This is a genomic window from Terriglobales bacterium (assembly GCA_035457425.1).
GTDB lineage: Bacteria > Acidobacteriota > Terriglobia > Terriglobales > Acidobacteriaceae > JACPNR01.
In genome coordinates this window covers 1-18,733 of sequence record DATIBR010000146.1, presented here as the reverse complement: position 1 = coordinate 18,733, position 18,733 = coordinate 1, and the positions used below count along the sequence as shown (strand labels likewise).

The 18,733-nt window shown below is 67.4% G+C and carries 26 protein-coding genes; 13 read left to right on the top strand and 13 right to left on the bottom strand.

The window, feature by feature from the left end; translation table 11 throughout:
* Nucleotides 1-13 precede the first annotated feature (13 nt).
* The 8 genes from lipB to VLA96_11115 all read left to right on the top strand — a co-directional run bounded on the left by lipB (nt 14) and on the right by VLA96_11115 (nt 7,811).
* Nucleotides 14-832 carry a lipoyl(octanoyl) transferase LipB gene (lipB, locus tag VLA96_11150; protein HSE49755.1) on the top strand — a complete coding sequence of 273 codons (819 nt, stop codon included), beginning with the start codon at nt 14-16 and terminating at the stop codon, nt 830-832.
* 58 nt (nt 833-890) lie between these two features.
* A complete protein-coding gene (locus tag VLA96_11145; protein ID HSE49754.1) occupies nt 891-2,246 on the top strand; it encodes a thiamine pyrophosphate-dependent dehydrogenase E1 component subunit alpha in 1,356 nt (451 codons plus the stop codon).
* Nucleotides 2,243-2,929 (top strand): hypothetical protein, encoded by a 687-nt coding sequence (locus tag VLA96_11140; GenBank protein HSE49753.1) that lies wholly within the window; start codon nt 2,243-2,245, stop codon nt 2,927-2,929. Before VLA96_11145 ends, VLA96_11140 begins: the two co-directional genes overlap by 4 nt.
* A gap of 2 nt (nt 2,930-2,931) precedes the next feature.
* On the top strand, nt 2,932-3,906 hold the full coding sequence (locus VLA96_11135) for an alpha-ketoacid dehydrogenase subunit beta (GenBank protein ID HSE49752.1): 975 nt from the start codon (nt 2,932-2,934) through the stop codon (nt 3,904-3,906).
* A 306-nt stretch (nt 3,907-4,212) separates the two neighbouring features.
* Nucleotides 4,213-4,569 (top strand): cupin domain-containing protein, encoded by a 357-nt coding sequence (locus tag VLA96_11130; protein ID HSE49751.1) that lies wholly within the window; start codon nt 4,213-4,215, stop codon nt 4,567-4,569.
* A gap of 69 nt (nt 4,570-4,638) precedes the next feature.
* A complete protein-coding gene (locus VLA96_11125; GenBank protein ID HSE49750.1) occupies nt 4,639-5,019 on the top strand; it encodes an EVE domain-containing protein in 381 nt (126 codons plus the stop codon).
* Nucleotides 5,020-5,141: 122 nt separating this feature from the next.
* Complete coding sequence (locus tag VLA96_11120) at nt 5,142-6,176, top strand: small ribosomal subunit Rsm22 family protein (protein HSE49749.1); 1,035 nt, start codon at nt 5,142-5,144, stop codon at nt 6,174-6,176.
* A gap of 42 nt (nt 6,177-6,218) precedes the next feature.
* A complete protein-coding gene (locus tag VLA96_11115) occupies nt 6,219-7,811 on the top strand; it encodes a dihydrolipoamide acetyltransferase family protein (protein HSE49748.1) in 1,593 nt (530 codons plus the stop codon).
* 95 nt (nt 7,812-7,906) lie between these two features.
* Here the strand turns inward: VLA96_11115 and VLA96_11110 are convergent, their stop codons facing one another.
* From VLA96_11110 to VLA96_11095, 4 genes are all read right to left on the bottom strand, one after another.
* Complete coding sequence (locus VLA96_11110) at nt 7,907-8,161, bottom strand: hypothetical protein (protein HSE49747.1); 255 nt, start codon at nt 8,159-8,161, stop codon at nt 7,907-7,909.
* Nucleotides 8,162-8,226: 65 nt separating this feature from the next.
* Nucleotides 8,227-8,676, bottom strand: coding sequence for a glucosaminidase domain-containing protein (locus VLA96_11105; GenBank protein ID HSE49746.1), 450 nt, complete (start codon nt 8,674-8,676; stop codon nt 8,227-8,229).
* Nucleotides 8,673-8,951, bottom strand: coding sequence for a hypothetical protein (locus VLA96_11100; protein HSE49745.1), 279 nt, complete (start codon nt 8,949-8,951; stop codon nt 8,673-8,675). Before VLA96_11100 ends, VLA96_11105 begins: the two co-directional genes overlap by 4 nt.
* A 10-nt stretch (nt 8,952-8,961) precedes the next feature.
* Nucleotides 8,962-11,283 carry a hypothetical protein gene (locus VLA96_11095; protein HSE49744.1) on the bottom strand — a complete coding sequence of 774 codons (2,322 nt, stop codon included), beginning with the start codon at nt 11,281-11,283 and terminating at the stop codon, nt 8,962-8,964.
* Nucleotides 11,284-11,310: 27 nt separating this feature from the next.
* Between VLA96_11095 and VLA96_11090 the strand changes: the two genes are divergently transcribed.
* Nucleotides 11,311-11,844 (top strand): hypothetical protein, encoded by a 534-nt coding sequence (locus tag VLA96_11090; GenBank protein HSE49743.1) that lies wholly within the window; start codon nt 11,311-11,313, stop codon nt 11,842-11,844.
* On the opposite strand, the gene VLA96_11085 is transcribed toward VLA96_11090, so the two are convergent.
* Nucleotides 11,814-12,779 (bottom strand): hypothetical protein, encoded by a 966-nt coding sequence (locus VLA96_11085; GenBank protein ID HSE49742.1) that lies wholly within the window; start codon nt 12,777-12,779, stop codon nt 11,814-11,816. The two genes, VLA96_11090 and VLA96_11085, sit on opposite strands and share 31 nt — an antisense overlap.
* The gene (locus VLA96_11080) at nt 12,776-13,273 is read right to left on the bottom strand and encodes a hypothetical protein (protein ID HSE49741.1); all 498 of its coding nucleotides are present in this window, start codon (nt 13,271-13,273) and stop codon (nt 12,776-12,778) included. The genes VLA96_11085 and VLA96_11080 overlap by 4 nt, the downstream gene beginning before the upstream one ends.
* 159 nt (nt 13,274-13,432) lie before the next feature.
* On the opposite strand from VLA96_11080, the gene VLA96_11075 reads away from it, so the two are divergent.
* Together VLA96_11075 and VLA96_11070 are read left to right on the top strand one after the other, a co-directional pair.
* The gene (locus VLA96_11075; GenBank protein HSE49740.1) at nt 13,433-13,663 is read left to right on the top strand and encodes a YjzC family protein; all 231 of its coding nucleotides are present in this window, start codon (nt 13,433-13,435) and stop codon (nt 13,661-13,663) included.
* A gap of 179 nt (nt 13,664-13,842) precedes the next feature.
* Nucleotides 13,843-14,037: a hypothetical protein gene (locus VLA96_11070; protein ID HSE49739.1), complete on the top strand. Its 195-nt coding sequence runs from the start codon at nt 13,843-13,845 to the stop codon at nt 14,035-14,037.
* A gap of 4 nt (nt 14,038-14,041) precedes the next feature.
* On the opposite strand, the gene VLA96_11065 is transcribed toward VLA96_11070, so the two are convergent.
* The 5 genes from VLA96_11065 to VLA96_11045 form a co-directional block, all read right to left on the bottom strand.
* Nucleotides 14,042-14,458: a hypothetical protein gene (locus VLA96_11065; protein HSE49738.1), complete on the bottom strand. Its 417-nt coding sequence runs from the start codon at nt 14,456-14,458 to the stop codon at nt 14,042-14,044.
* On the bottom strand, nt 14,458-15,087 hold the full coding sequence (locus VLA96_11060) for a hypothetical protein (GenBank protein ID HSE49737.1): 630 nt from the start codon (nt 15,085-15,087) through the stop codon (nt 14,458-14,460). The genes VLA96_11065 and VLA96_11060 overlap by 1 nt, the downstream gene beginning before the upstream one ends.
* A gap of 91 nt (nt 15,088-15,178) precedes the next feature.
* On the bottom strand, nt 15,179-16,150 hold the full coding sequence (locus VLA96_11055; GenBank protein HSE49736.1) for a hypothetical protein: 972 nt from the start codon (nt 16,148-16,150) through the stop codon (nt 15,179-15,181).
* Between the two features lie 182 nt (nt 16,151-16,332).
* On the bottom strand, nt 16,333-16,734 hold the full coding sequence (locus VLA96_11050) for a hypothetical protein (GenBank protein ID HSE49735.1): 402 nt from the start codon (nt 16,732-16,734) through the stop codon (nt 16,333-16,335).
* Entirely contained in the window at nt 16,731-17,402 is a 672-nt protein-coding gene (locus tag VLA96_11045; protein ID HSE49734.1) for a hypothetical protein, read from the bottom strand. Before VLA96_11045 ends, VLA96_11050 begins: the two co-directional genes overlap by 4 nt.
* 44 nt (nt 17,403-17,446) lie before the next feature.
* Between VLA96_11045 and VLA96_11040 the strand changes: the two genes are divergently transcribed.
* Nucleotides 17,447-17,827, top strand: a complete 381-nt coding sequence (locus VLA96_11040; protein HSE49733.1) for a hypothetical protein — start codon at nt 17,447-17,449, stop codon at nt 17,825-17,827.
* Here VLA96_11040 and VLA96_11035 read toward each other — a convergent pair.
* Nucleotides 17,824-17,967 carry a hypothetical protein gene (locus tag VLA96_11035; GenBank protein HSE49732.1) on the bottom strand — a complete coding sequence of 48 codons (144 nt, stop codon included), beginning with the start codon at nt 17,965-17,967 and terminating at the stop codon, nt 17,824-17,826. The two genes, VLA96_11040 and VLA96_11035, sit on opposite strands and share 4 nt — an antisense overlap.
* 29 nt (nt 17,968-17,996) lie before the next feature.
* Here VLA96_11035 and VLA96_11030 point away from each other — a divergent pair, with 29 nt between their 5' ends.
* The gene (locus VLA96_11030) at nt 17,997-18,242 is read left to right on the top strand and encodes a hypothetical protein (protein ID HSE49731.1); all 246 of its coding nucleotides are present in this window, start codon (nt 17,997-17,999) and stop codon (nt 18,240-18,242) included.
* Here VLA96_11030 and VLA96_11025 read toward each other — a convergent pair.
* The coding region (locus tag VLA96_11025) for a phage portal protein (protein ID HSE49730.1) at nt 18,239-18,733 on the bottom strand (495 nt) is incomplete at its 5' end. The two genes, VLA96_11030 and VLA96_11025, sit on opposite strands and share 4 nt — an antisense overlap.

Here is an 18,733-nt window from a genome sequence, read left to right as displayed (position 1 = left end):
CCGTGGCTAGGTTTTGATCTCTTACGTCCAACTCGGACTGGTTCCCTACTCTCAAGGGCTCAAGCTGCAGGAGAAGCTCGTCGCCGCGCGCCAGGCGGGCGAGATCGGCGACGTGCTGCTGCTGCTCGAGCACCCGGCGGTCATCACGCTGGGCAAGAACGCCGACAAGAAGAACGTGCTGGCCTCGCAGGAGCAACTCGCGGCGAAGGGCGTGGAGCTCTTCGAATGCGACCGCGGCGGCGACGTCACGTACCACGGGCCGGGGCAGCTCGTGGGCTATCCCATCTGCGACCTGCGCGCGCTAAAGGTGTGGCCGGTGGACTTCATGCGGAAGATGGAAGAGGTGCTGATCCGGACGTGCGCGGAGTTCGGCGTGCTGACCTCGCGCGTGCCCGGGCTGACCGGGGTGTGGACGCGGCCGCTGCACGGGATGCAGGAGGCTGGGCAGAACGAAGATCCGCAGCGCGCGCAGCCGAAAAAGCTGGCTGCGATGGGGATCCACGTCTCGCGGGGCGTGACCTCGCATGGGTTCGCGTTCAACGTGACCAACGATCTCGACCACTTCAAGTTGATTGTTCCCTGCGGCATCGCGGACAAACCGGTGACCTCGCTCAACGCCGAGCTGCAGGCGCGGCATCCGAACCGCACGGTCGCACCGCCGACGGTCGCCGAGGTCGCGCAGTACGTGGTGCGGAATTTCGAGACGGTCTTCGGGCACGAGATGAAGGAAGTGGCGACGGTGGACGAGCTGCTGGGCGCGAAAGTCGGTGTGCCGGCACGTCCGCCGAAGGAGTTGCGGGAGCTGGACGAAGAGGACACATACCTAGCGTAAGTGATTGATTCTGCAAGGCATTTGACAGGTTCAGAACCAAGAGGTCTATACTAAGCGCATGGCAAAGAAGGACCCGGCAGCGGTAGCGCTTGGCAGGAAGGGCGGCAAGGCGCGCCTGACGAAGATGACGCCCGAGCAGCGCAGCAGCGTTGCCCGGCAGGCGGTACGCGCGCGCTGGGACGGCGGCGGAGCCGCGAAGCCGGCGCCGCCGAGCGGAGCCGGCCGGATCGAAGACTGGAGATTGGAGAAGCCCGACTTCCGCGTCGTCGAGGTCGACAAAGACGGTGACGTCCACTACGAAGTGCGCGGCAACCTGGACCTTCCCGTCCCGCCGATCCGCGACTCCAAGTACCTCAAGCCGGCGCAGGCCATCGAGATCTACAAGTACATGCTGCTGAACCGCGGCATGGAGTTCACGCTCGAGAAGCTCTACAAGCAATCGAAGGTGGTGGGCGGGGTGTACTTCGGCACCGGCCAGGAGGGCTGCTCGGTCGCGTCGGCGTACGCGCTCGGCAAAGACGACTGGATCGCGCCGATGATCCGCAACCAGGGCGCGTTCCTGGTGCGCGGCTACCACACGCGCGACGTCATGATGCAGTACATGGCGAAGGCCGAGGGCCCGACCAAGGGCAAGGACGCCGGCTCGCACTTCGGCTCCATCGACAAGAAGGTCTCGGCGCCCATCTCGATGCTGGGCGACTCCATCCCGGTGATGGCGGGCATCGCGCTGGGCGCGCGCCTACAGGGGCGGAACATCGCGTGCCTGACGTGGATCGGCGACGGCGGGCAGTCGACCGGCGTCACCTACGAAGGCTTCAACTTCGCCGCCGTGCAGAAGCTCGGGGTGGTGCTGATCGTGGAGAGCAACCACTGGGCGTACTCGACGCCGACCGAGGAGCAGGTGGGGGTGAAGGACCTGGCGCAGCGCGCGATCGGCTACGGCGTGCCGGGCGTGATCGTCGACGGCACCGACCCCTGCCAGGTCTACGACGCGACCTACGAAGCGGTCGAGCGCGCGTATCGCGGCGAGGGCGCCACGCTGATCGAGGCCAAGATGATGCGCATGAAGGGCCACGCCATCCACGACGCGGCGCAGTACGTGCCCGCGGCGATGCGCGAGTTCTGGCAGAAGCGCGACTGCATCGCCCGCTTCGAGAAGTACCTGGTCGACGGGAAGAAGTGGCTCACGCGCGAGCAGAACGAGCGGATGAAGGCCGAGGTCGAGCGGCAGCTCGACGACGACCGCATGGCAGCGGAGGCCTCACCGATGCCCGAGCCGGAGTGGGCGGCGAAAGGCGTCTACTGCGCCGGAGCGGACTGCCACCCCATCCCGCTGATGTACGGTGAGGTGCAGGCGCGCGGCCACAAGGACGTGAAGCTCGAGCAGGTGGAAGCGGCGGTGCACTTGAAATGAAGACCTGGATAGCCGTCGGAATCGCTCTCATCGTGCCTAGCTGCGCCATCGCGCAGAAAACCTTCACGGTCGATTTGACCAATCAGCGGACAGTGCAAATCGACCGCTGGAAGAACCCGAAGTGCGCCAACGTTTTTGAAGGTTGGGCTGACGGCGCAATAAGCGGAGGAGAACGAGGTCAGTTGCAGCTTGCTGTGACTGACCTAAGCTCTCACTCATTCCGGCAAGGGGATGAAATCGGAATCACACTCTCGCTCAAGAATGTTGGCAAGCGACCCACCACGATCCCGTGGAGTCCGGACCCTTTAACGGTTGTTAACTCACCCCAGATTCTTAAAGAGGGTTACTTCATCGCATCGTTCTCGGTGTGGCTGCGAACTGAGGACGTCTCGAGCCCGCTCGTGGCCACCGCTTTTCTCTATTCTTCCGATGACAAACCTTGGAGCTCTCTGGAGCTGCAGCCTGGAGATCAAGCGAATATCCGTATCAAAGCAACGGTCAAGTCGAGCTATCCGCATGGACAGGATTTCAAGCCAACGAAGACCGGTCAGCTCAGGGCTAGTTTGTATCAGTGGCAGCAGAGTAAGACCGAAGGTCCGAATTGCAACATCATGAATGGTGCCTTTGCATACCGGAAGCTGGAGTCAGGGCGAATTGTCGTGGAACTGCAAGGGAGTAGCTAGCGATGGCCGCCGTCACATTCCTCGAAGCCATCCGGCAAGGCCTGTGGGAGGAGATGGAGGCCGACGCGCGCGTCTTCTGCATCGGCGAGGACATCGGCGTCTACGGCGGCGCATTCAAGGTGACCGACGGCTTCATCGACCGCTTCGGCCCGGAGCGCGTGATCGACACGCCCATCGCGGAGAACGCCATCGTGGGTGCGGCGCTGGGCGCGGCGCTCACCGGGCTGCGTCCGGTGGCCGAGTTCCAGTTCATCGACTTCATCACCTGCGCGCAGAACCAGATCGTCAACATGCTGGCCAAGACGCACTACCGCTGGGGCGCGCCCGCGAACGTGGTGCTGCGCGGGCCCTCGGGCGGCGGCGTGCACGGCGGGCCGTTCCACTCGCAGAATCCCGAGGTCTCGTTCGTCCACACGCCCGGGCTGAAGGTGCTCTACCCGGCGACGTGCTACGACGCCAAGGGGCTGATCAAGTCGGCCATCCGCGACAACAACCCGGTGCTCTTCTTCGAGCACAAGTTCCTCTATCGGCGCATCAAGGAAGAGCTGCCGGCCGAGGACTACACGGTCGAGATCGGCAAGGCGCGGGTGGCGCGCGCGGGGCGCGACCTGAGCATCATCACGTACGCGGCGATGGTCCACCTGGCGATGGACGCGGCGAACATGCTGGCGCGCGACGGCATCGAGGTCGAGATCCTCGACCTGCGGACGCTCTTGCCGCTCGACCGCGAGGCCATCGCGGCGACGGTGAAGAAGACCAACAAGGTGCTGGTGCTGCACGAGGACACCAAGACCGGCGGGCTGGCGGGCGAGATCGCGGCCATCATCAACGAAGAGGCATTCGACGACCTCGACGCGCCCATCACGCGCATCGCGGCGCAGGATTCGCCCGTGCCCTTCTCGCCGCCGCTGGAGGAGTACTTCCTGCCGAAATTGAAGGACGTTGTGGAGAAGTGCAGGTGGCTGCACCGGTACTAAGAAAGGCTTACCGCGGATGAACGCCGATGAACGCGGATAAGGGAAAACAATGGATGTTCTGAGCAGGGTGTGGATTTACGTTATAGCGTTGGTGCTCGCGGTTTGGCTCATCGGCGCGGGGACGCGAGGGCAGTTGATGTCGCACGGCCGTGGCGGATCAAAGGTGATAGCGATGGTGAAGCCTGTCTGGGCACGGTTGCTCTTCCTCTTGGTCGGAGTCGCCTGTGCTGGTTGGGGTGCCTGGGACTTAGCTCGAAAGTTTTGATCCGCGTTCATCCGCGAAGATCCGCGGTAGGGTTTTGACTTATGAAAAAGATTTCCTGGAAGGATGTTAAGCACGACCAGATGACGCCCGAGATCACGCGGCGGTTCATCTCCAACGTGAACCAGTCGCTGGCGCGCTTCGAGCTGAAGCGCGGCGCGATCGTGCCGGAGCACAAGCACGAGAACTCGCAGATGACGTGGGTGGTGGAGGGCTGCCTGCGCTTCACCTGGCCGGGCGGCGGGCCGATGGACGTGCGCGCCGGCGAAGTGCTGGTCATCCCGCCCAACCTGCCGCACGCGGCCGAGGCCATCGAAGACACCGTGGTGACCGACGTCTTCTCGCCCAACCGGGCGGATTGGGAATCGGGCGACGACGCGTATCTGAGAGGGAAAAAATAGCTGGTAGGCACCGGCGACCCCGCCGGTGCACGGCCGGCGAGTCGCCGGCCGCTACCTGATAGAGGTTCTATGTATTACTTGCTCAAGACGGAAGCATCCACGTACTCGTTCGACGACCTGCGGAAGGACAAGCAGACGCTGTGGGACGGCGTCTCGAACCCGGTGGCGAAGCGCAACCTGCGCGCGATGAAGCCGGGCGACACGCTGGTCATCTACCACACGGGCGACGAGAAGCGCGCGGTCGGCACGGCGAAGGTGCGGAAGGTCGATGCGAGCGACCCGAACGACCCGCGCGTGACCATCCAGGCGGGCAAGGCCATCCCGCGACCGATGACGCTGGCGGAGATCAAAGCTCACAAGACGTTCAAGGACTCGCCGTTGGTGCGGCAGGGCAGGCTCTCGGTGGTCCCGCTCACGGCGGAGCAGTACAGATTCTTGACCGGCGATTAGTCGGCTCGTTTTGTTGTCATTCCGAGCGAAGCGAGGAAGCCCTACCCTCACGAGAATGCGTCGCGGCGGTAGGGCTTCCTCGCCCGCCGCGGCGGGCTCGGAATGTAAGTGCCCCGAGGATCATGCAGCTCCCATCCCATCTCGCCGCAGCCATCGAATCTCTGGTCACCGAGCACGACTTCAAGCAATTGCGGGCTGCGGCGGAGCGCATCAGCGAGGCTTATCGCGATAGCGGGCGAGTCGCCCGCCTCCACACGAGTGACGGTGCTGCGCCGCTGCTCGCGAGCGGCACGGACCGCGCCGCGTACCTCGCGGTGCGCTTCCCTGCCACCTACGCCGCGATCAGCGCGGTGCTCGAGGAGCTGAAGGCGCGCGCGCCGCAGTTCGCGCCGCGCACGATGCTCGACCTCGGGGCCGGGCCGGGGACGGCCACGCTCGCGGCGCTTGAGCAGTTTCCTGCATTGACAGGACTGACGCTGGTCGAACGCGATGCCTCGTTCCTCGAGTTGGGCCGGCGGCTCGCGGCCGGCGGCTCGCCGCAAGCTGATCGGTTCGCGGAGGACCTGCGGTCGGCGAAGATGCCGAGCTGCGATTTGGCGGTTGCCGCGTACTCGCTCGGGGAACTCTCGGCGAGTGACGCGGCGCAGGTGGTCGAGCGCGCGTGGAAGCAGTTGCAGGTGCTGTGCGTGATCGAACCGGGGACGCCGCGCGGGTACGCGACCATCATGCGAGTGCGGGATCAACTCATCGCGCCGGGGCGAAAGCCCCAGGAAAAAGAAAGGCAGCCTGACGGCGCGGCTGCAGGCGCGCCCTTTCTGGTGGCGCCGTGTCCGCACGAGCGGCGGTGTCCGATGGACGGCACCAAAGACTGGTGTCACTTTGCCGCGCGCGTGGAGCGGACTTCCCTGCACCGCAAGCTGAAAGCCGGCGAGCTGGGCTGGGAGGACGAGAAATTCAGCTATGTCATCTTCGCCAGGGATCCCGGGATCGCGCGCGCGCCGGCGCGGATCGTGCGCCATCCGCAGACGGGGAAGGGCCACATGAAGCTGGATCTATGCGGGCCGGAGGGGCTCGCGCTCGTCACCATCAGCAAGAAGCAGGGAGAGGCGTACCGGCGGGCGCGGCGCGCGAAGTGGGGCGATGGGTGGGATATATAATGACCGGCTGCGGAAGGCTTTCCGCGCCGACTAGAGGAGCACATGCCGACTGACGTGATCATGCCCCAGATGGGCGAATCGATCTTCGAGGGCACGCTGACCAAGTGGCTGAAGAAGCCCGGCGACAAGGTGCAGCGCGACGAGCCGCTGTTCGAGATCTCGACCGACAAGGTGGACGCGGAGATCCCCGCGCCCGCCTCAGGCACGCTGGCCGAGATCAAGGTGGCGGAAGGCACGACCGTGCAGGTGAACACCGTGGTCGGGCTGATCGCGGCGGAAGGCGAGGCGGTGGCGGCGGGCGGCGCGAAGCCGGCGCCCGCGCCGACCAAGGCCGCCGCGCAGGGCGAAGGCACGCCGGCGAGCGCGGGAGTGGCGCACGGAGGGAAAGAGGCGCGGACGACCGAGGCCACCAGCCCGGCAGAAGGCGCCAAGAAGGAGCAGCGCCGGACCGAGGATCCCACCGGGCGCAAGGGCGCGGGGGCGCGGGAAGCAACGGCGCCGGGCATGGCGCGCGCGGGCGAGGAAGAGACCGAGATCTCGACGCAGTTGCGCGGGCGGCGCGACGTGGAGCCGGAAGCGAAGCCGCTGGAGCGGCAGGCGGTGGCGCAGCAGAAAGACACCGTCATCGAATTCCCGGCGAACGACCGCGACCAGCAAGGCCGGCGCATCCGCTCGAGCCCGCTGGTGCGGCGCATCGCGCGCGACAACAACCTGAACCTGGGCAGCGTGCAGGGCACGGGCCTGGGAGGTCGCATCACGAAGAATGACATCCAGGCGTTCCTGTCGCAACACGGCGCGGGCGCGCCGGCGGCGGCGGCTGCGTCTTCGTCCGCACCGCAGCGCGGCGCGGCGGCGCCGGCGCAGGCGCCCTACACGCCGCCGCAGCGTGCAGCGGCGGCGCCGCAGATGGTGCCAGCGGGAGTCGGCACCGCCGGCGAAGTCGTGCCGATGACCAACATGCGGAAGAAGATCGCCGAGCACATGGTGGCGTCGAAGGCGACGAGCGCGCACGTCCACACCGTGTTCGAGGTGGACATGTCGCGCATCGCGGCCATCCGGGCGCGGCAGAAGCCGGAGTGGGAGGCGCGCAACGGCGCCAAGCTGACCTACATGCCGTTCATCGCGCAGGCGGCGGTGAACGCCATCCGGCAGTTCCCGGTGATGAACTCGTCGATCGAAGGCGACAGCATCCACTACAAGCGCGAGATCAACCTGGGCATCGCGGTCGCGCTGGAGCAGGGGCTGATCGTGCCCGTCATCAAGCACGCCGAGGAGCGGAATTTCCTTGGCCTGGCGCGGGCCATCCAGGACGTGGGCGAGCGCGCGCGCACCAAGAAATTGGTGCCGGACGACGTGGCGAGCGGCACGTTCACCATCACCAACCCGGGCAGCTACGGCGCGCTGTTCGGGACGCCCATCATCAGCCAGCCGCAGGTCGCGATCCTGGGCATGGGCGGCGTGCACAAGGCGCCGGTCGTGGTGACCGACGAGGACGGCAACGACTCCATCGCCATCCGCACCATCGTGCACCTGGTGCTCGGCTTCGACCACCGCATCATCGACGGCGCCGTCGCCGACCAGTTCATGGCGATGGTGAAGCGCAACCTGGAAGATTGGAACGAGCCGATCGGGTAAGGCAGCCGTCAGACTTCAGTCGTCAGTCCGCAGGAGGCCGGCAGCGATGCCGGCCTCACTTTTTTCGGAAGAATGAAGTCTGGCGTCCGAAGACTTCACTTCGCCCACACCGAGGCGTTGAGGCACTGCACGGTGCCGTCGATGATCTTCGAGAGGCCGTCCTTGAACTTGCCGTCGTCGATGACTTCACGGGCGGCGATGGCCTCGGTGAGCCCGAGCGCCGCCGAGATGAAGCTGAGCGCGGCTTCTTTCTTGTCGTTGCCGGTGCGGGCGCCGAAGAAGCCTTCGATGCCGGTGATGATGGCGGGGATGAACGCGATGCTGCGGAGCAGCTTGGCGAGGAAACTCATCTTGGTTCTCCTGAAATGTAGTGGCCGTTCTGGTCGTCGGCCCTCGGCCGTCGGTCGTCATGCGCTTAGCGGTCGAGCGCATCCAGCCGATGCGTGCGATAGATGGCGAGCACTTTGTCGGCGTACTGCGGGTCGGTGGCCCAGCGCTTCGCGAGGGCGCGCGTGAAGGCTTCGGGATCGGCGGAGGCGGCGCGCGCCTCGGCGTAGAGCGGGACGCGCGCGAGGATGGCGTCGCGGTCGTGGAAGCAGTCTGCCATCGAGGCGTAGCGCGCGAAGCGCGCGACCACGCGCACCGGCGCCGCCGCCACGATCTCGACGGTCGGCAGCGCGATCGACGGCATGCCGCCGTGCACCTTGATGCCGAAGTAATTGTTTGCCTCGGTGGCGAGGCGCGACCGTCCCCACGCCGACTCGAGCGCCGCCTGCGCGACCGTGACGCCGGGCGGGAAGCCGCTGGCGGCGGAGCTGGCGCGCGCGGCCTCCGCCGCCTGCCGCAGGAACTCTTCGCTGGTCATCGCCTTTGCAGGTAGCTCAACACCAGGTTGAGCATGGTGGTGAGGAAGCCGGCAAGCGCGCCCACGCCGACGGCGCGCTGCACCAGCGCCTCGTGATGTTCCACGCGGCTTTCCAGCAACTGGACGCGGCCCGGCTGCCCGTTGCCGAGCAGCAACTTCATCTGCGTCTTCAGCTCCGTGAGGTCCGCCAGCACCTGCTGCTCGAACTCGGGGATGGTGATGCGCCCGGGCGTCATGCCGAGCGGGCACTTGAAGTGTGGTCGTTCCTCAGACATGCAAATGCTCCTAGCTGTACGGCCAGTCGAGGTGCAGCAGCGTGGCGTTGCGCGAGTACTTGCGCGGGGACGAGTCGTCGTGTTGCCGCAGGAAGAAGTCGACGACGCGCGTGAGCCGAGGGACCGTGAAGGTGCGCGTGGTGAAGCGGCCGACGAGGTCGCGGTCGTTCTCCTCGCCCCAATCGCGGTCGCTGCGCCGGACCTCGACGCCCCACCCTGCCGGCGGAGTGAGGCCGCAATCGATGTCGACGGTGGTCGAGGTGGCGCCGGTGATCTCGGCGGCGGAGAGGTCGGGCGCGAACAGAGTGCCGGCGGTCGTGACCGTGGCGACGTCTTCGAGCGGCTCGTCGAGCCGCGCGGGATCGAACGCGAAGCCGGGCGGCTGCGCGGCGTCGTTGGCGAAGGCGATGCGGTAGCGGGAACCGTCGCCGCGGAGGTCGGCGCACAAGAGCTCGACCTCGCGGACGAGGGCGGTGAACTCGGCGCCGCGGCTGGGGATGTCGACGGCGAAGGCGTCGCCGGGCCAGACGTCGGTCGCCGGGCCGCCCGGCAGGGCGTCGCTCCACGCGCGATACTCGCCCGCCCACGCCTGCTGCGTCGAGTCGTCGAGCAGGGCAAGCGCCGCGGTCTCGCACTCCGCGCTGGTGCGGGCCGCGGGCGCCGCCAGGTAACGCACCGCGGAGCGCACGCCGTCATCGGCGCCGGCGGCGAGCGTGGCGATGCTGGCGGGGTCGATGACGCGCGCCAGGCTGCGCGCCTGGCTGCGGTAGCGGACCACGATCTGCTCGCCCGCGACCGGCGGGTACTGGGAAAAGAACTGGAGCTCGGGAGTCTGGAACACCTGGCACTCACCGCCGTCGGCGAGAGCGCCGACCAGGCGAGTGCGATAGCTTTGCGAGGGTGCCTGGCTGCGCACCTCTACGCCGGAGATGCGCGCGATGCGGGCGAACGGCGTGGAGCAGTGCGCGGTCGTCACGTTGAGCAGCGCGTAGGTCACCAGCGCGGGCACGTCGCTGACGACCGCGTCATACAGGACAGTGGCGGCGGCGCCCTGCGAGCCCGGGTTTGCTGGGTCGATGTCGTGCAGCTCGAGCACGAGGCGCGCGCCGCTCGGGAGCGCGCCGCCGCCGCGGCCGCTGCCGGCGGGATGCGCGGACGAATGGAAGGTCTGCGACGCGCGGAAGTTCTCGATGGCGTAGAGGCGCGTGGTCATGCCGTAGCGGTGGCCAGCGACCGTCGTGACGGCCGACCCGGTCGCGCTGCCGTCGATGAGCGCCTGGATCGCAGACTGGTCGCCGGAAGGCGTGACTCGGAAGCCGGCAAAACAGCCGGCGACATTGACCGCGCCGGCGTAGAGGCCGCCGAGCACGGCGTCCGATGCGGCGGTGAAGCTGAACTCGCCGTGCTGAAGGAGGAGTCCGCCGCCCAGTTCGAGCCGCTCGACCGCTTCGACGCGCGTCTCGCCGTCGGTCGCGGTGCCGCCGGCAACAGCCAGTTGCCCGCCGGAACTGCTGAGCGCGGCGGCGGGATCGGCCTGCGTCCAGCGCAGCGGGTCGAGTTCGTCGCCGGCGAACTCTTCGTCCAGCAGCACGCGCGTGCGCTGCGCGAAGGGCGTGCGCGAGAGGTCGAACTGCAGCGTGAGGCCGTCGCCGACGAAGTAGTCGCGCACGTGCAGGCGCGGCTCGGCGCGGCTGATGATGGTCGCGTCGTTCACGAAGCGCTGTGGGGCGGCGAGCTTCAGGCCCTCGGGGGTGAAAGTGGGAGACTCTTCCTCGAGCGTGTGGCTTGCGCTGCCGACGGGCTGGAAGACCAGTGAGCCGTCGTGCGCGCGATAGGCGGCGCGCGCGAGCAGCGCGAGCGCGGCGGCGTGCTCCGACCACGGCCGCTGGAAGTCGGCTTCGTACGACGGGATGACGCCGAGGTCGGTGACGCCGGAGACGTCAAAGGCGCCCGGCAGCAGGCTCGCTGCGGTCGCGCGCAGGATCTCGCCCGCGGGGCGCGCCACGAACGGCGGACGCTCGGGCAGCGCCTTGCGGTCGAGCAGCAGCTCGTCGCTGGTCGCCGTGATGTGCAGCCGGTACTCGGGCCCGCGCTCGCCCCAGCCGAGGTACTCGTGTTCCGGGATGGCGTCGAGGTAGCCGGTGAAGAGCTTTGCGCCATCTTCGCGCTCGAGCACGACGCGCGCGTTCGCTGCCGGGATCACAGGCGCGGCCGGAGTGAGCAGGAGCGCGCACTCGAAGCGCGAGGGCTGGTTCAGCCGGCGCAGGACGCGCGGCGCGCCGTCGGCGGCCAGCGCGCACGTGTAGTCCGTGTTGTCGATGAGAAGTTTCATCTGGTGTTTCGCTACAATCGGCCGGCAATGGAAGAGGCGCGCCGAGTCCTCGGAAGTAGAAGCTCGTGGATAGGCACACGAGTCGCCGTTGCCTTTGTCCTGATCGTCACCCTCAGCGTTATGGGGATTCTCACCGCGCTTGGGCTCGCAGCTTATCTAGACCGCAAAAGCGCATTGGCTGCGGGAGTGATGGTGATGGTGGGTGGTGCACTGATTGTTTTTCACATGGGCAAGTTTGCTTACGCGGTAGCCGACGATTCCGGGATCTATGTCCAGCGCTGGCGGACGCAGCGCTTTGTCGCTTGGCACGACGTCCGGTCGATCGAGTTCAGCCTGATCCGTGAAGAGCTGGTGCTGCGGCTGCGAAGGCCCGTCGGTGGCTATTTGGAAGTCATCATTCCGGCCGGCGTGACCACTCCCGCCGGCGTCTCGGTGGGCGAGTACTGGGCGATGCTTCGGGGCCGCTCTGAACCGGAGCCCGTGGCCTGGGTCCGCGCGCGAATCGAAAGAGCGAAAACTGAGAACACGGGTCAATATAACGTCGACCCGCCGACTGGGTAGTAGGTCCGCCAGCAGAGGCACGCTTCCGAGTCGTTCGCATCGGTGAGCGGCAGCGCGGTGAAGCGCGCGTGCAGCGTGAGCGCGCACAACGGCTCGGCCAGCTCGAGCTTCCCTTCCGCCGCCGGGACGGCCGGCTGGAGCCGCGGGTAATGAAGGATGACGCGCCCGCCCGCTTCGTTCTCGAAGACGAACAGCCCCGACCACTCCTGGAAGAACGCGCCGCCTTCGCGGTCGGTGAATCCGATGACCTTCTGCACCTTCGCGTTCGCGGCCGGCGCGCCGCCGGGCAGCGGCTGCGCGAGGGCGAGCGAAGTGGCGTCTTTGCCGGCGACGCGGCCGACGTTGAAGCTCACGCGGCGGATGTAACCGGGGTCGTCTCCGACGGCGGCGGACGACGTGACGCAAGCGCCGGCGAGGCCCGAGCCGACGTAGCCGGTCTCGCCGGTGTAGTCGATGTCTGCGACGACGAGGTCGCCGGCGGCAAAACTGCCGACCGCGCCGGCGCCGACGACGAGCTGGCTCGCCGTGGAGCCTGCTTCCAGCGGAACGGCTGCGGCGGCTGCCGCGCCCGAGGGCACGCGCGTCGAGCCCGCCGGCGCGAGCACGTTCATGTGCTGCGCACCGCCGGCGAGCGCCATCTGGAGCTTGCCCCAATCGCAAAATGCGAACTCGACCTCGGCGCGCAGGTTCTTGCGGGCTTGGCGAAGCACCGCCTGGTTCGGGCCGGCGGCGATCGCGAGCGTCTCGGTGGCGGAGCGCCGCGCGAAGCTCTCGATCCAGCCGAGGTCCAGCCAGGGCGCCGGCGGGGCGTCGAGCGCGAAGGCGGCGTCGAGCGCGGGGTCGAAGAGCTGCGGCGTGCCGGTCTCGCGCTCCACGGGCGCGAAGTAGGCGCGCCAGCGGCGGCCGGCGGGCAGCATGGCGGCGCGTGCGGTCATGGCAGTTCCACCTCCGGCCAGAAGAAGAGCGCGACCCTTGCGACGCGGCGCAGCTCGCGGTCGTGCGCCTCGGCGGCGGCGAACTCCGGCGGCGACCACAGCACCGCCGAGCCCAGCGCTTGCGGCTCCGGTTGCGAGTAGTCCTTTTTCTCCGCGAAGTGCGGCGCCAGGATGCCGCAAAGCTCCAGGTCGAGCGCGGCGAGCGCGCGCCCACGGTCGAGGCCATTCAGCTCGCTCGAACCCAGCGTGCGGTACGCGATGCGGCAGTCGAGCCGCAGCAGCGGACGCCGCGCGCCCGATGCGGACGCCGTCCGAGCGCCTTCCCAGTGCAGGTAAAACGCGTCGGGCAGAGGCGAGCTGGAGGTCACGGGTTCGTTCTCCGCCACCACCACCGCGGGACGTTCTTGTCCCCCGATGGTGACGGTGCGGTCCGGCGCGAGCGCCGCCAGGCGGTCGCGCAGCGCGATGTAGAAGCTGTCTTTGGCGGATTGCATCGTTTGTCTGACCTTGGGCAGGAGCAACTCTGAAGCGAGCGCGGGACATCGAATCGGGTAGCGGAAGTGTGCGCGCCGGGCTTCGTCCCCCTTCGTTGCCTAGCACTCCAGGAACGCGCTGCCCTCACGGGCGGCCGCAACCGTAAGTCAGGCGGCTCCATGGAACGCGATACCTTCAGGCCGGGCGAGGCAGCGCCGGAATCGGGCATGTACCGCGTGCTGCACCACGCGCACCGCATGCCGCACGACGTGACGATCGAAGCGGGCTCGCACTTTCCGCGGTGCACGCGCTGCGACGACCGCGTGCGCTTCGTCTACCTCCAGGAAGTGCACTTCCTGCGCGATGATTACGACTTCCGCCCCGCCAAGAAAGCCGCCAACGGCCGCTAGTCAACCTCGCCTCCGAGGGCGGCATCTATTCTGACGACGCGGGAACTGACTCATCTGCTTCCCGCGGGCGTTGTGGCCGCGAGACCTCCCTGCTGAGCGCCACCTGCCCCGAATCCAGAATGTCGCAGAGCGGACGTGTGTCCTCGGACGACGGTGTCCGGCGCGACGAAAGGCTGTTCATGCTGTTCAAACCCGGAGAAGCGGTCCCGCAGTCGGGGATCTACGAGGCGATCCACCGCGGGCACCGCGAGAGCCATCCCGTAACGGCGGCGGGCGGCGGGGTATTCCCCGAATGCAACATCTGCAACGGGGAGGTGCGCTTCCGCTTCGTGCGGCCCGCCTCGCCCATCGAGGCGGACGAAGACTTCCGCTGAGCGCTCATCCGCGCGCCTCGAGCCGGTACAGATAGACCTTCCCGCCGCAGGAGTGCGGCGTGGCGTTCACGATGCGCAACAGCTTCTCGCCCAGCACGACGCCGAGCGCGGCCGCCAGGAATTCGTCGGCGCTTTCGTGGTTGCGCTTTTCGGCTTCTTCTACGACGGAGCTGCCGGCGATCGCGACTTCGTAGCGCGCGCCGCCGTCCTCGCCGGGCGCGACCAGCCGGACCATCGCCGGCCAGAGTTCGACCTCTTCGGTCTGCGGCGCCGCTAATCCCAAGCCGCCACCTGCGGCCCCCTCGGGCAGCAGGATCCGCAGCGTGACCTTACCGTCACCCAGCGAGCGCAGCAGCGCTTCGGCAGCGCGCGCGGCCGTCGCGCCCAGGGTGTGCGGAGCGAACGCGGAGTAGTCTTCCATCAGCCCACCTTCTGCGCCATGAAGGGCGCGAGCAGCGCGCGCACCGAGGCGTCGAGCAGCGAATCCTCGAAGTACGCCATCTGCATGCGGTCGAGGCCCGAGCTCTTCACGTTGAGCGCGGGCGTGGCCTGCGCGTTGCGCGCGACCTGCGCGCACGCGAACTTCACCGCCTCGGGGATGGCGGCGAAGCCCGCGGTGTACGTCACCTCGACCTCGTTGTAGCCGAGGCCGAGCGGATGCTGCGGCAGCGCGACCTCGCCGGTCGCGGCATCGTGCTCGAGCGCGGCGGGATCGAGCGCGGTCCAGGCGCCGGGGAGCCCGAAGGCGCCGGCGACCTCGACGGCGAGCGGATCCCCCTCCAGCCCTTCGCCGCGGCGCGGCACGGTGTAGCGCGCCTTCACCGCGACGAAGGGAGAGGAGGCGGGCGCAAGCGCGGCCAGGGGGAGGTAGGTCAGCCGCAGGGAGTTGCGCCCGGGGCGCAGGCGCACGCGTTCCACGTATTGCGCCACGCCCAACGTCGCGCGGCGGCAGTGCGCGTCGATGAGCGACGAAGCCGCCGCCACCAGCGCTGCCGCCGCGGAGTGGTCCAGGCCGTACTGCTCGTATTCGGAAGGATTGAGATAGATCATGGGACCTCTTCTTCAACGCAGAGTCGCGGAGTTCGCAGAGGCAGGCACAAATCAACCTCCGCGTGCTTTGCGCCTCTGCGTTGAATCGGAATCACCGCTCGACGTTCACCTTGTAGTGCGCGTAGCCGGCGCCCTTGACCACCACGCCGCCGAACTTCACGACGACGTGCTGCTGCGCGAGCGAGCCCGAGAGGCCGAGCTGGAAGACGCGCGGGTTGGGGTCGGTGAGCCAGTGGTACTCGATCATGTCCTCGCTCACGATGTAGGCCGGCAGCACCGCGGAGCCGGAGCCGGGCGTGCCGGTGTAGCCGAGCGACCACTCGGGGATGAGCGGCAGCTCGCCCGCCTGGGTGGAGAGCGTCTTCACGCGCAGGCCGCCGAAGATCTCGGCGGTCGCGAGCACCACGTTGAACTGGTCCTTCATCTCGCGGTCGATCAAGTCGAGCAGCACCGGGTTGGCGTAGATGGCGGTCGGGCGCACCTCGTAGCTGGAGCTGGCGACCATCTCGGCGATGGTCTGCTTCAGCCCGTCGACGATGCTCTCGGTGGTCTCGACGGTGGCGACGTTGCCGCCGTCGGCGATCTGCGCGGCCGCGCCGTAGTACTGGTTGGTCGTCGGCGTGGAGAGCGAGGTGTCGTTGCCGTTCCAGAGCGCGACGTCGTGCGTGCGCAGCAGGCCCTCGACCGCGTCGGCCAGGTCCTTGGCCTGGAGGAAGGCGAACTGCGACTGCTGCTGCCCGACCTCGAGGTCGAACAGGTTGTAGTTGATCTGCGAGACCAGCGCCTTGAGCGGGACGGAGCGCTCGGCGCGCGTGGGCGCGGCGACCGTGGCCACGATGTTGCGCGGGTCGACGAAGGCGTTCGCCGCGGAGTTGGCGGCGATCGCCGTCTGCTCGAAGAAGCGCGACGGGTGGCCGGTGGCCGGCACCTGCTTGATGCGCTGCCCGAAGGCGCCGCGGCGCCGGACGATGTCGGTGATCTCGTTCTGGTAGCGGTTCACCTCCACCGCGCCCGGCCCGAGGAAGTCGGCGGCGGCGTGGAGGTCGAGGAATTTTGCGTGCATGGGTGTCCTTTCGAAAGGAGGAGGTGTGTGCTGCGTGGATATCTCGTACAAAAAACATCCCGAGCGCGCAGCGCGAGGGAGCCCTATCGTCACGACGAATTCTCGTGAGAGTAGGGTTCCCGAGCCCGCCGCGGCGGGCTCGGGACGTTTGAAAACAGCCGAAGGGTCAGAAGGTGCGAGAACTACTCGATCAGTCCTGCCCTGGCCATCTCGCTCTTCACCGCGATGCGCTGCTCGACCGAGAGCGCGGCGAGCGTCTTGTCGAGCACGGCGGCATCGATCGTCTCCGCCGGCTCGTACCCGTTTTTCGCGAGGATGGCGGTGACGAGCGGCGGCAGCGTCTTGCGCTGCGCGCTCAGGCGGGCGGCCTGCGCGCGCAGCTCGTCGTTGGCGTGCACCAGCTCGGTGACGCGCTCTTCGAGCGTCTTGCGGGTGCTCGCGTCGCTCTCGTCGATGGCGGCGACGATGCGGTCGATCTTGCCGGACTGCTCGTCGAGCCGCGCGAGTGTGTGCTCGAGCGCCTCGGTGGCCGCGGCAAAGCGGTCCGCGGTGGCGGAGAGTTGCTGGATCAGTTCTTCGTTCATGGGAGCTCCTGCTGTGGGCTAGCGGCCCGAATGTTGGTGGGTCGTCGGTCGACGGCCATCGGTCGTCGGCCGTCCAGAGTCGTTGCGGCCGAGGGCCGAGAGCCGACGACGGCTTCGATCTCGATCGACGTCCCCGCATACGCCGCCTTGCTCTTCTTCAGCACCGCGGCGCCGGTGAAGGTCACTTCGTTCAGGACCCAGACCTGGGCGCCGGTGTCGGCGACGCGGGCGTCGGCGACCTCGTACGACATGCCGAGCGACTGGCCCGCCGCGCGCAGCTCGCGCACCACGTCGGGGAAGTCCTTGGCGAACAGATAACCCGCGACTTCCAGCGCGAGTCGTCGGTCGTCGGTCTTCGGTCGTCGGCCGTCCAGTTCCGTCGCGGCCGAGGGCCGTGGACCGTGGGCCGACGACAGCTCCACAATCTCGGCGCTGGTGATCACGCCCACCTTGCGCCGCGCGTCGTGTCCGTCGAGCGACGGCGTGAAGTCGAGCCCCATGCCGAGCAGCGAGGGCAGCGCGCGCTCGGCGGCCTCGCGCGTCAGAAGAACGCGGTGACCGCGCGCGCCGGCGGGCGCGCGCTCGCTGGGCGAGTCGACCAGCGTCAACACGCCGCGGAAGGGCAGGCGGTTGGGGTGCGCCGCAATACGCGGAAGCGCAATAGCCATGGATTCGATTTGCATTGGGCAGGTCCGTATGAAGTAATAGGCCCATGGAGAAGCGAGCCGCAGTCGATCTTCGCTGGGCGATTCCCCTATCGCTGGTGCTAATGGTTTTTGTTGTCTGGTTGGAGGTACGGCCGAACTTTGAAGCGGTCGATCTAGCTATTGGGCTTGGTGGCGGAGTATTGCTGATTTCTGCGCATTTGCCGCTCCGGCGAGATCGCGTTGTGCAAGCAATGAAGAAATATCGATACCGCTTTCTTCATAATCTGTTGCTCTTCGAGATCATTTATCAGGTGCCGTGGCTTGACGGCTATCTTCTCCACGGCAATCGAAAACATGACCTCTTCGATCTCGTCTTCTTTCCGGTATGGATGGCCGCCCTGTTTGCAGCATTCTTCCCTGGCAACGAGAGTCGCGAGCTCGCCTAGCCGCTGGTCTCCGGCAGCCCTCGCATCCGTCTCACCTCGCTCACCGTCAGCACGCCGCGGAACGGCAGCCGGTTCGGATGTCCGCCTGGGCAGACGACCGGCGGCATCTCGATTGCCATGGATTGGATATCGGTCTTCATGCTCAGATGGGTCCGTGAATCGGCAATTCGTGCTGTCCGAACTAGCGGCCTTCGCACTCGTCGGTGTGGTCGTTTGGCTGATGTACAGCCACTGGCAGTTCGTTCAGTTCCTCGCTGGCTGCATCATTGCGATGGCGCTGATGTCTGGCAGAGCGGCGTGGATCGCGATGTCCAAGAACGAGCGCCAGCAGAAGAAGATCTGGACGGCCTACTGGATCATCGGACTCAGCGTCACCGTGATCATGTCGATCGCCTGGTTCGTGCTTCCACGCTAGCCGCTGATCTCCGCTAGTCCGCGCATCCTTCTCACCTCGTTCACCGTCAGCACGCCCGAGCGCAGCAGGATCTCGTGGATCTCGGCTTCTTCGCGCTCGTCGCGCGCGTCCACGTCGGTGAAGACGAACTCCAGGTCGTGCCAGCCGAGGCGCTTGCCGATGGCGTCGCGCGTGAGGTGCTCGGCCAGCAGGCGGGCGGTCGGCACGATGGCCGTGCGGAAGGCCTGGTCGAGCTGGTCGGCGGCGGTCGCGCGGTTGACGTCGTGCTCGAGGCCGAGCACCAGCGGCGGCAGGTCGAACGCGTCGGCAATGATGCGGATGAGGAACTCCTGCCAGGCGAGGCGCAGGTCCTGGTCGGTGCCCGAGCCGAAGCGCAGCACCTCGGGCCGCTGCTCGACCGATAAGATGGGCACGCGGCCGGTGCCTTCGATCTCGTCCTGCCACCAGCGGATGAGGCGCTCGTGCTGCGCCGGCTGCAGGTCTTGCAGCCA

Excerpts from the sequence above, each read along its gene's own strand:
- VLA96_11085 (HSE49742.1), bottom strand. The coding sequence starts at position 12,779 with ATGACCGCACGCGCCGCCATGCTGCCCGCCGGCCGCCGCTGGCGCGCC.
- VLA96_11115 (HSE49748.1), top strand. The coding sequence starts at position 6,219 with ATGCCGACTGACGTGATCATGCCCCAGATGGGCGAATCGATCTTCGAG.
- VLA96_11070 (HSE49739.1), top strand. The coding sequence starts at position 13,843 with ATGCTGTTCAAACCCGGAGAAGCGGTCCCGCAGTCGGGGATCTACGAG.
- VLA96_11035 (HSE49732.1), bottom strand. The coding sequence starts at position 17,967 with ATGAAGACCGATATCCAATCCATGGCAATCGAGATGCCGCCGGTCGTC.
- VLA96_11125 (HSE49750.1), top strand. The coding sequence starts at position 4,639 with ATGTATTACTTGCTCAAGACGGAAGCATCCACGTACTCGTTCGACGAC.
- VLA96_11130 (HSE49751.1), top strand. The coding sequence starts at position 4,213 with ATGAAAAAGATTTCCTGGAAGGATGTTAAGCACGACCAGATGACGCCC.
- VLA96_11100 (HSE49745.1), bottom strand. The coding sequence starts at position 8,951 with ATGTCTGAGGAACGACCACACTTCAAGTGCCCGCTCGGCATGACGCCC.
- VLA96_11045 (HSE49734.1), bottom strand. The coding sequence starts at position 17,402 with ATGGCTATTGCGCTTCCGCGTATTGCGGCGCACCCCAACCGCCTGCCC.
- VLA96_11040 (HSE49733.1), top strand. The coding sequence starts at position 17,447 with ATGGAGAAGCGAGCCGCAGTCGATCTTCGCTGGGCGATTCCCCTATCG.
- VLA96_11105 (HSE49746.1), bottom strand. The coding sequence starts at position 8,676 with ATGACCAGCGAAGAGTTCCTGCGGCAGGCGGCGGAGGCCGCGCGCGCC.
- VLA96_11090 (HSE49743.1), top strand. The coding sequence starts at position 11,311 with ATGGAAGAGGCGCGCCGAGTCCTCGGAAGTAGAAGCTCGTGGATAGGC.
- VLA96_11095 (HSE49744.1), bottom strand. The coding sequence starts at position 11,283 with ATGAAACTTCTCATCGACAACACGGACTACACGTGCGCGCTGGCCGCC.
- VLA96_11075 (HSE49740.1), top strand. The coding sequence starts at position 13,433 with ATGGAACGCGATACCTTCAGGCCGGGCGAGGCAGCGCCGGAATCGGGC.
- VLA96_11080 (HSE49741.1), bottom strand. The coding sequence starts at position 13,273 with ATGCAATCCGCCAAAGACAGCTTCTACATCGCGCTGCGCGACCGCCTG.
- VLA96_11145 (HSE49754.1), top strand. The coding sequence starts at position 891 with ATGGCAAAGAAGGACCCGGCAGCGGTAGCGCTTGGCAGGAAGGGCGGC.
- VLA96_11055 (HSE49736.1), bottom strand. The coding sequence starts at position 16,150 with ATGCACGCAAAATTCCTCGACCTCCACGCCGCCGCCGACTTCCTCGGG.
- VLA96_11060 (HSE49737.1), bottom strand. The coding sequence starts at position 15,087 with ATGATCTATCTCAATCCTTCCGAATACGAGCAGTACGGCCTGGACCAC.
- VLA96_11135 (HSE49752.1), top strand. The coding sequence starts at position 2,932 with ATGGCCGCCGTCACATTCCTCGAAGCCATCCGGCAAGGCCTGTGGGAG.
- VLA96_11120 (HSE49749.1), top strand. The coding sequence starts at position 5,142 with ATGCAGCTCCCATCCCATCTCGCCGCAGCCATCGAATCTCTGGTCACC.
- VLA96_11050 (HSE49735.1), bottom strand. The coding sequence starts at position 16,734 with ATGAACGAAGAACTGATCCAGCAACTCTCCGCCACCGCGGACCGCTTT.
- VLA96_11065 (HSE49738.1), bottom strand. The coding sequence starts at position 14,458 with ATGGAAGACTACTCCGCGTTCGCTCCGCACACCCTGGGCGCGACGGCC.
- VLA96_11110 (HSE49747.1), bottom strand. The coding sequence starts at position 8,161 with ATGAGTTTCCTCGCCAAGCTGCTCCGCAGCATCGCGTTCATCCCCGCC.
- VLA96_11140 (HSE49753.1), top strand. The coding sequence starts at position 2,243 with ATGAAGACCTGGATAGCCGTCGGAATCGCTCTCATCGTGCCTAGCTGC.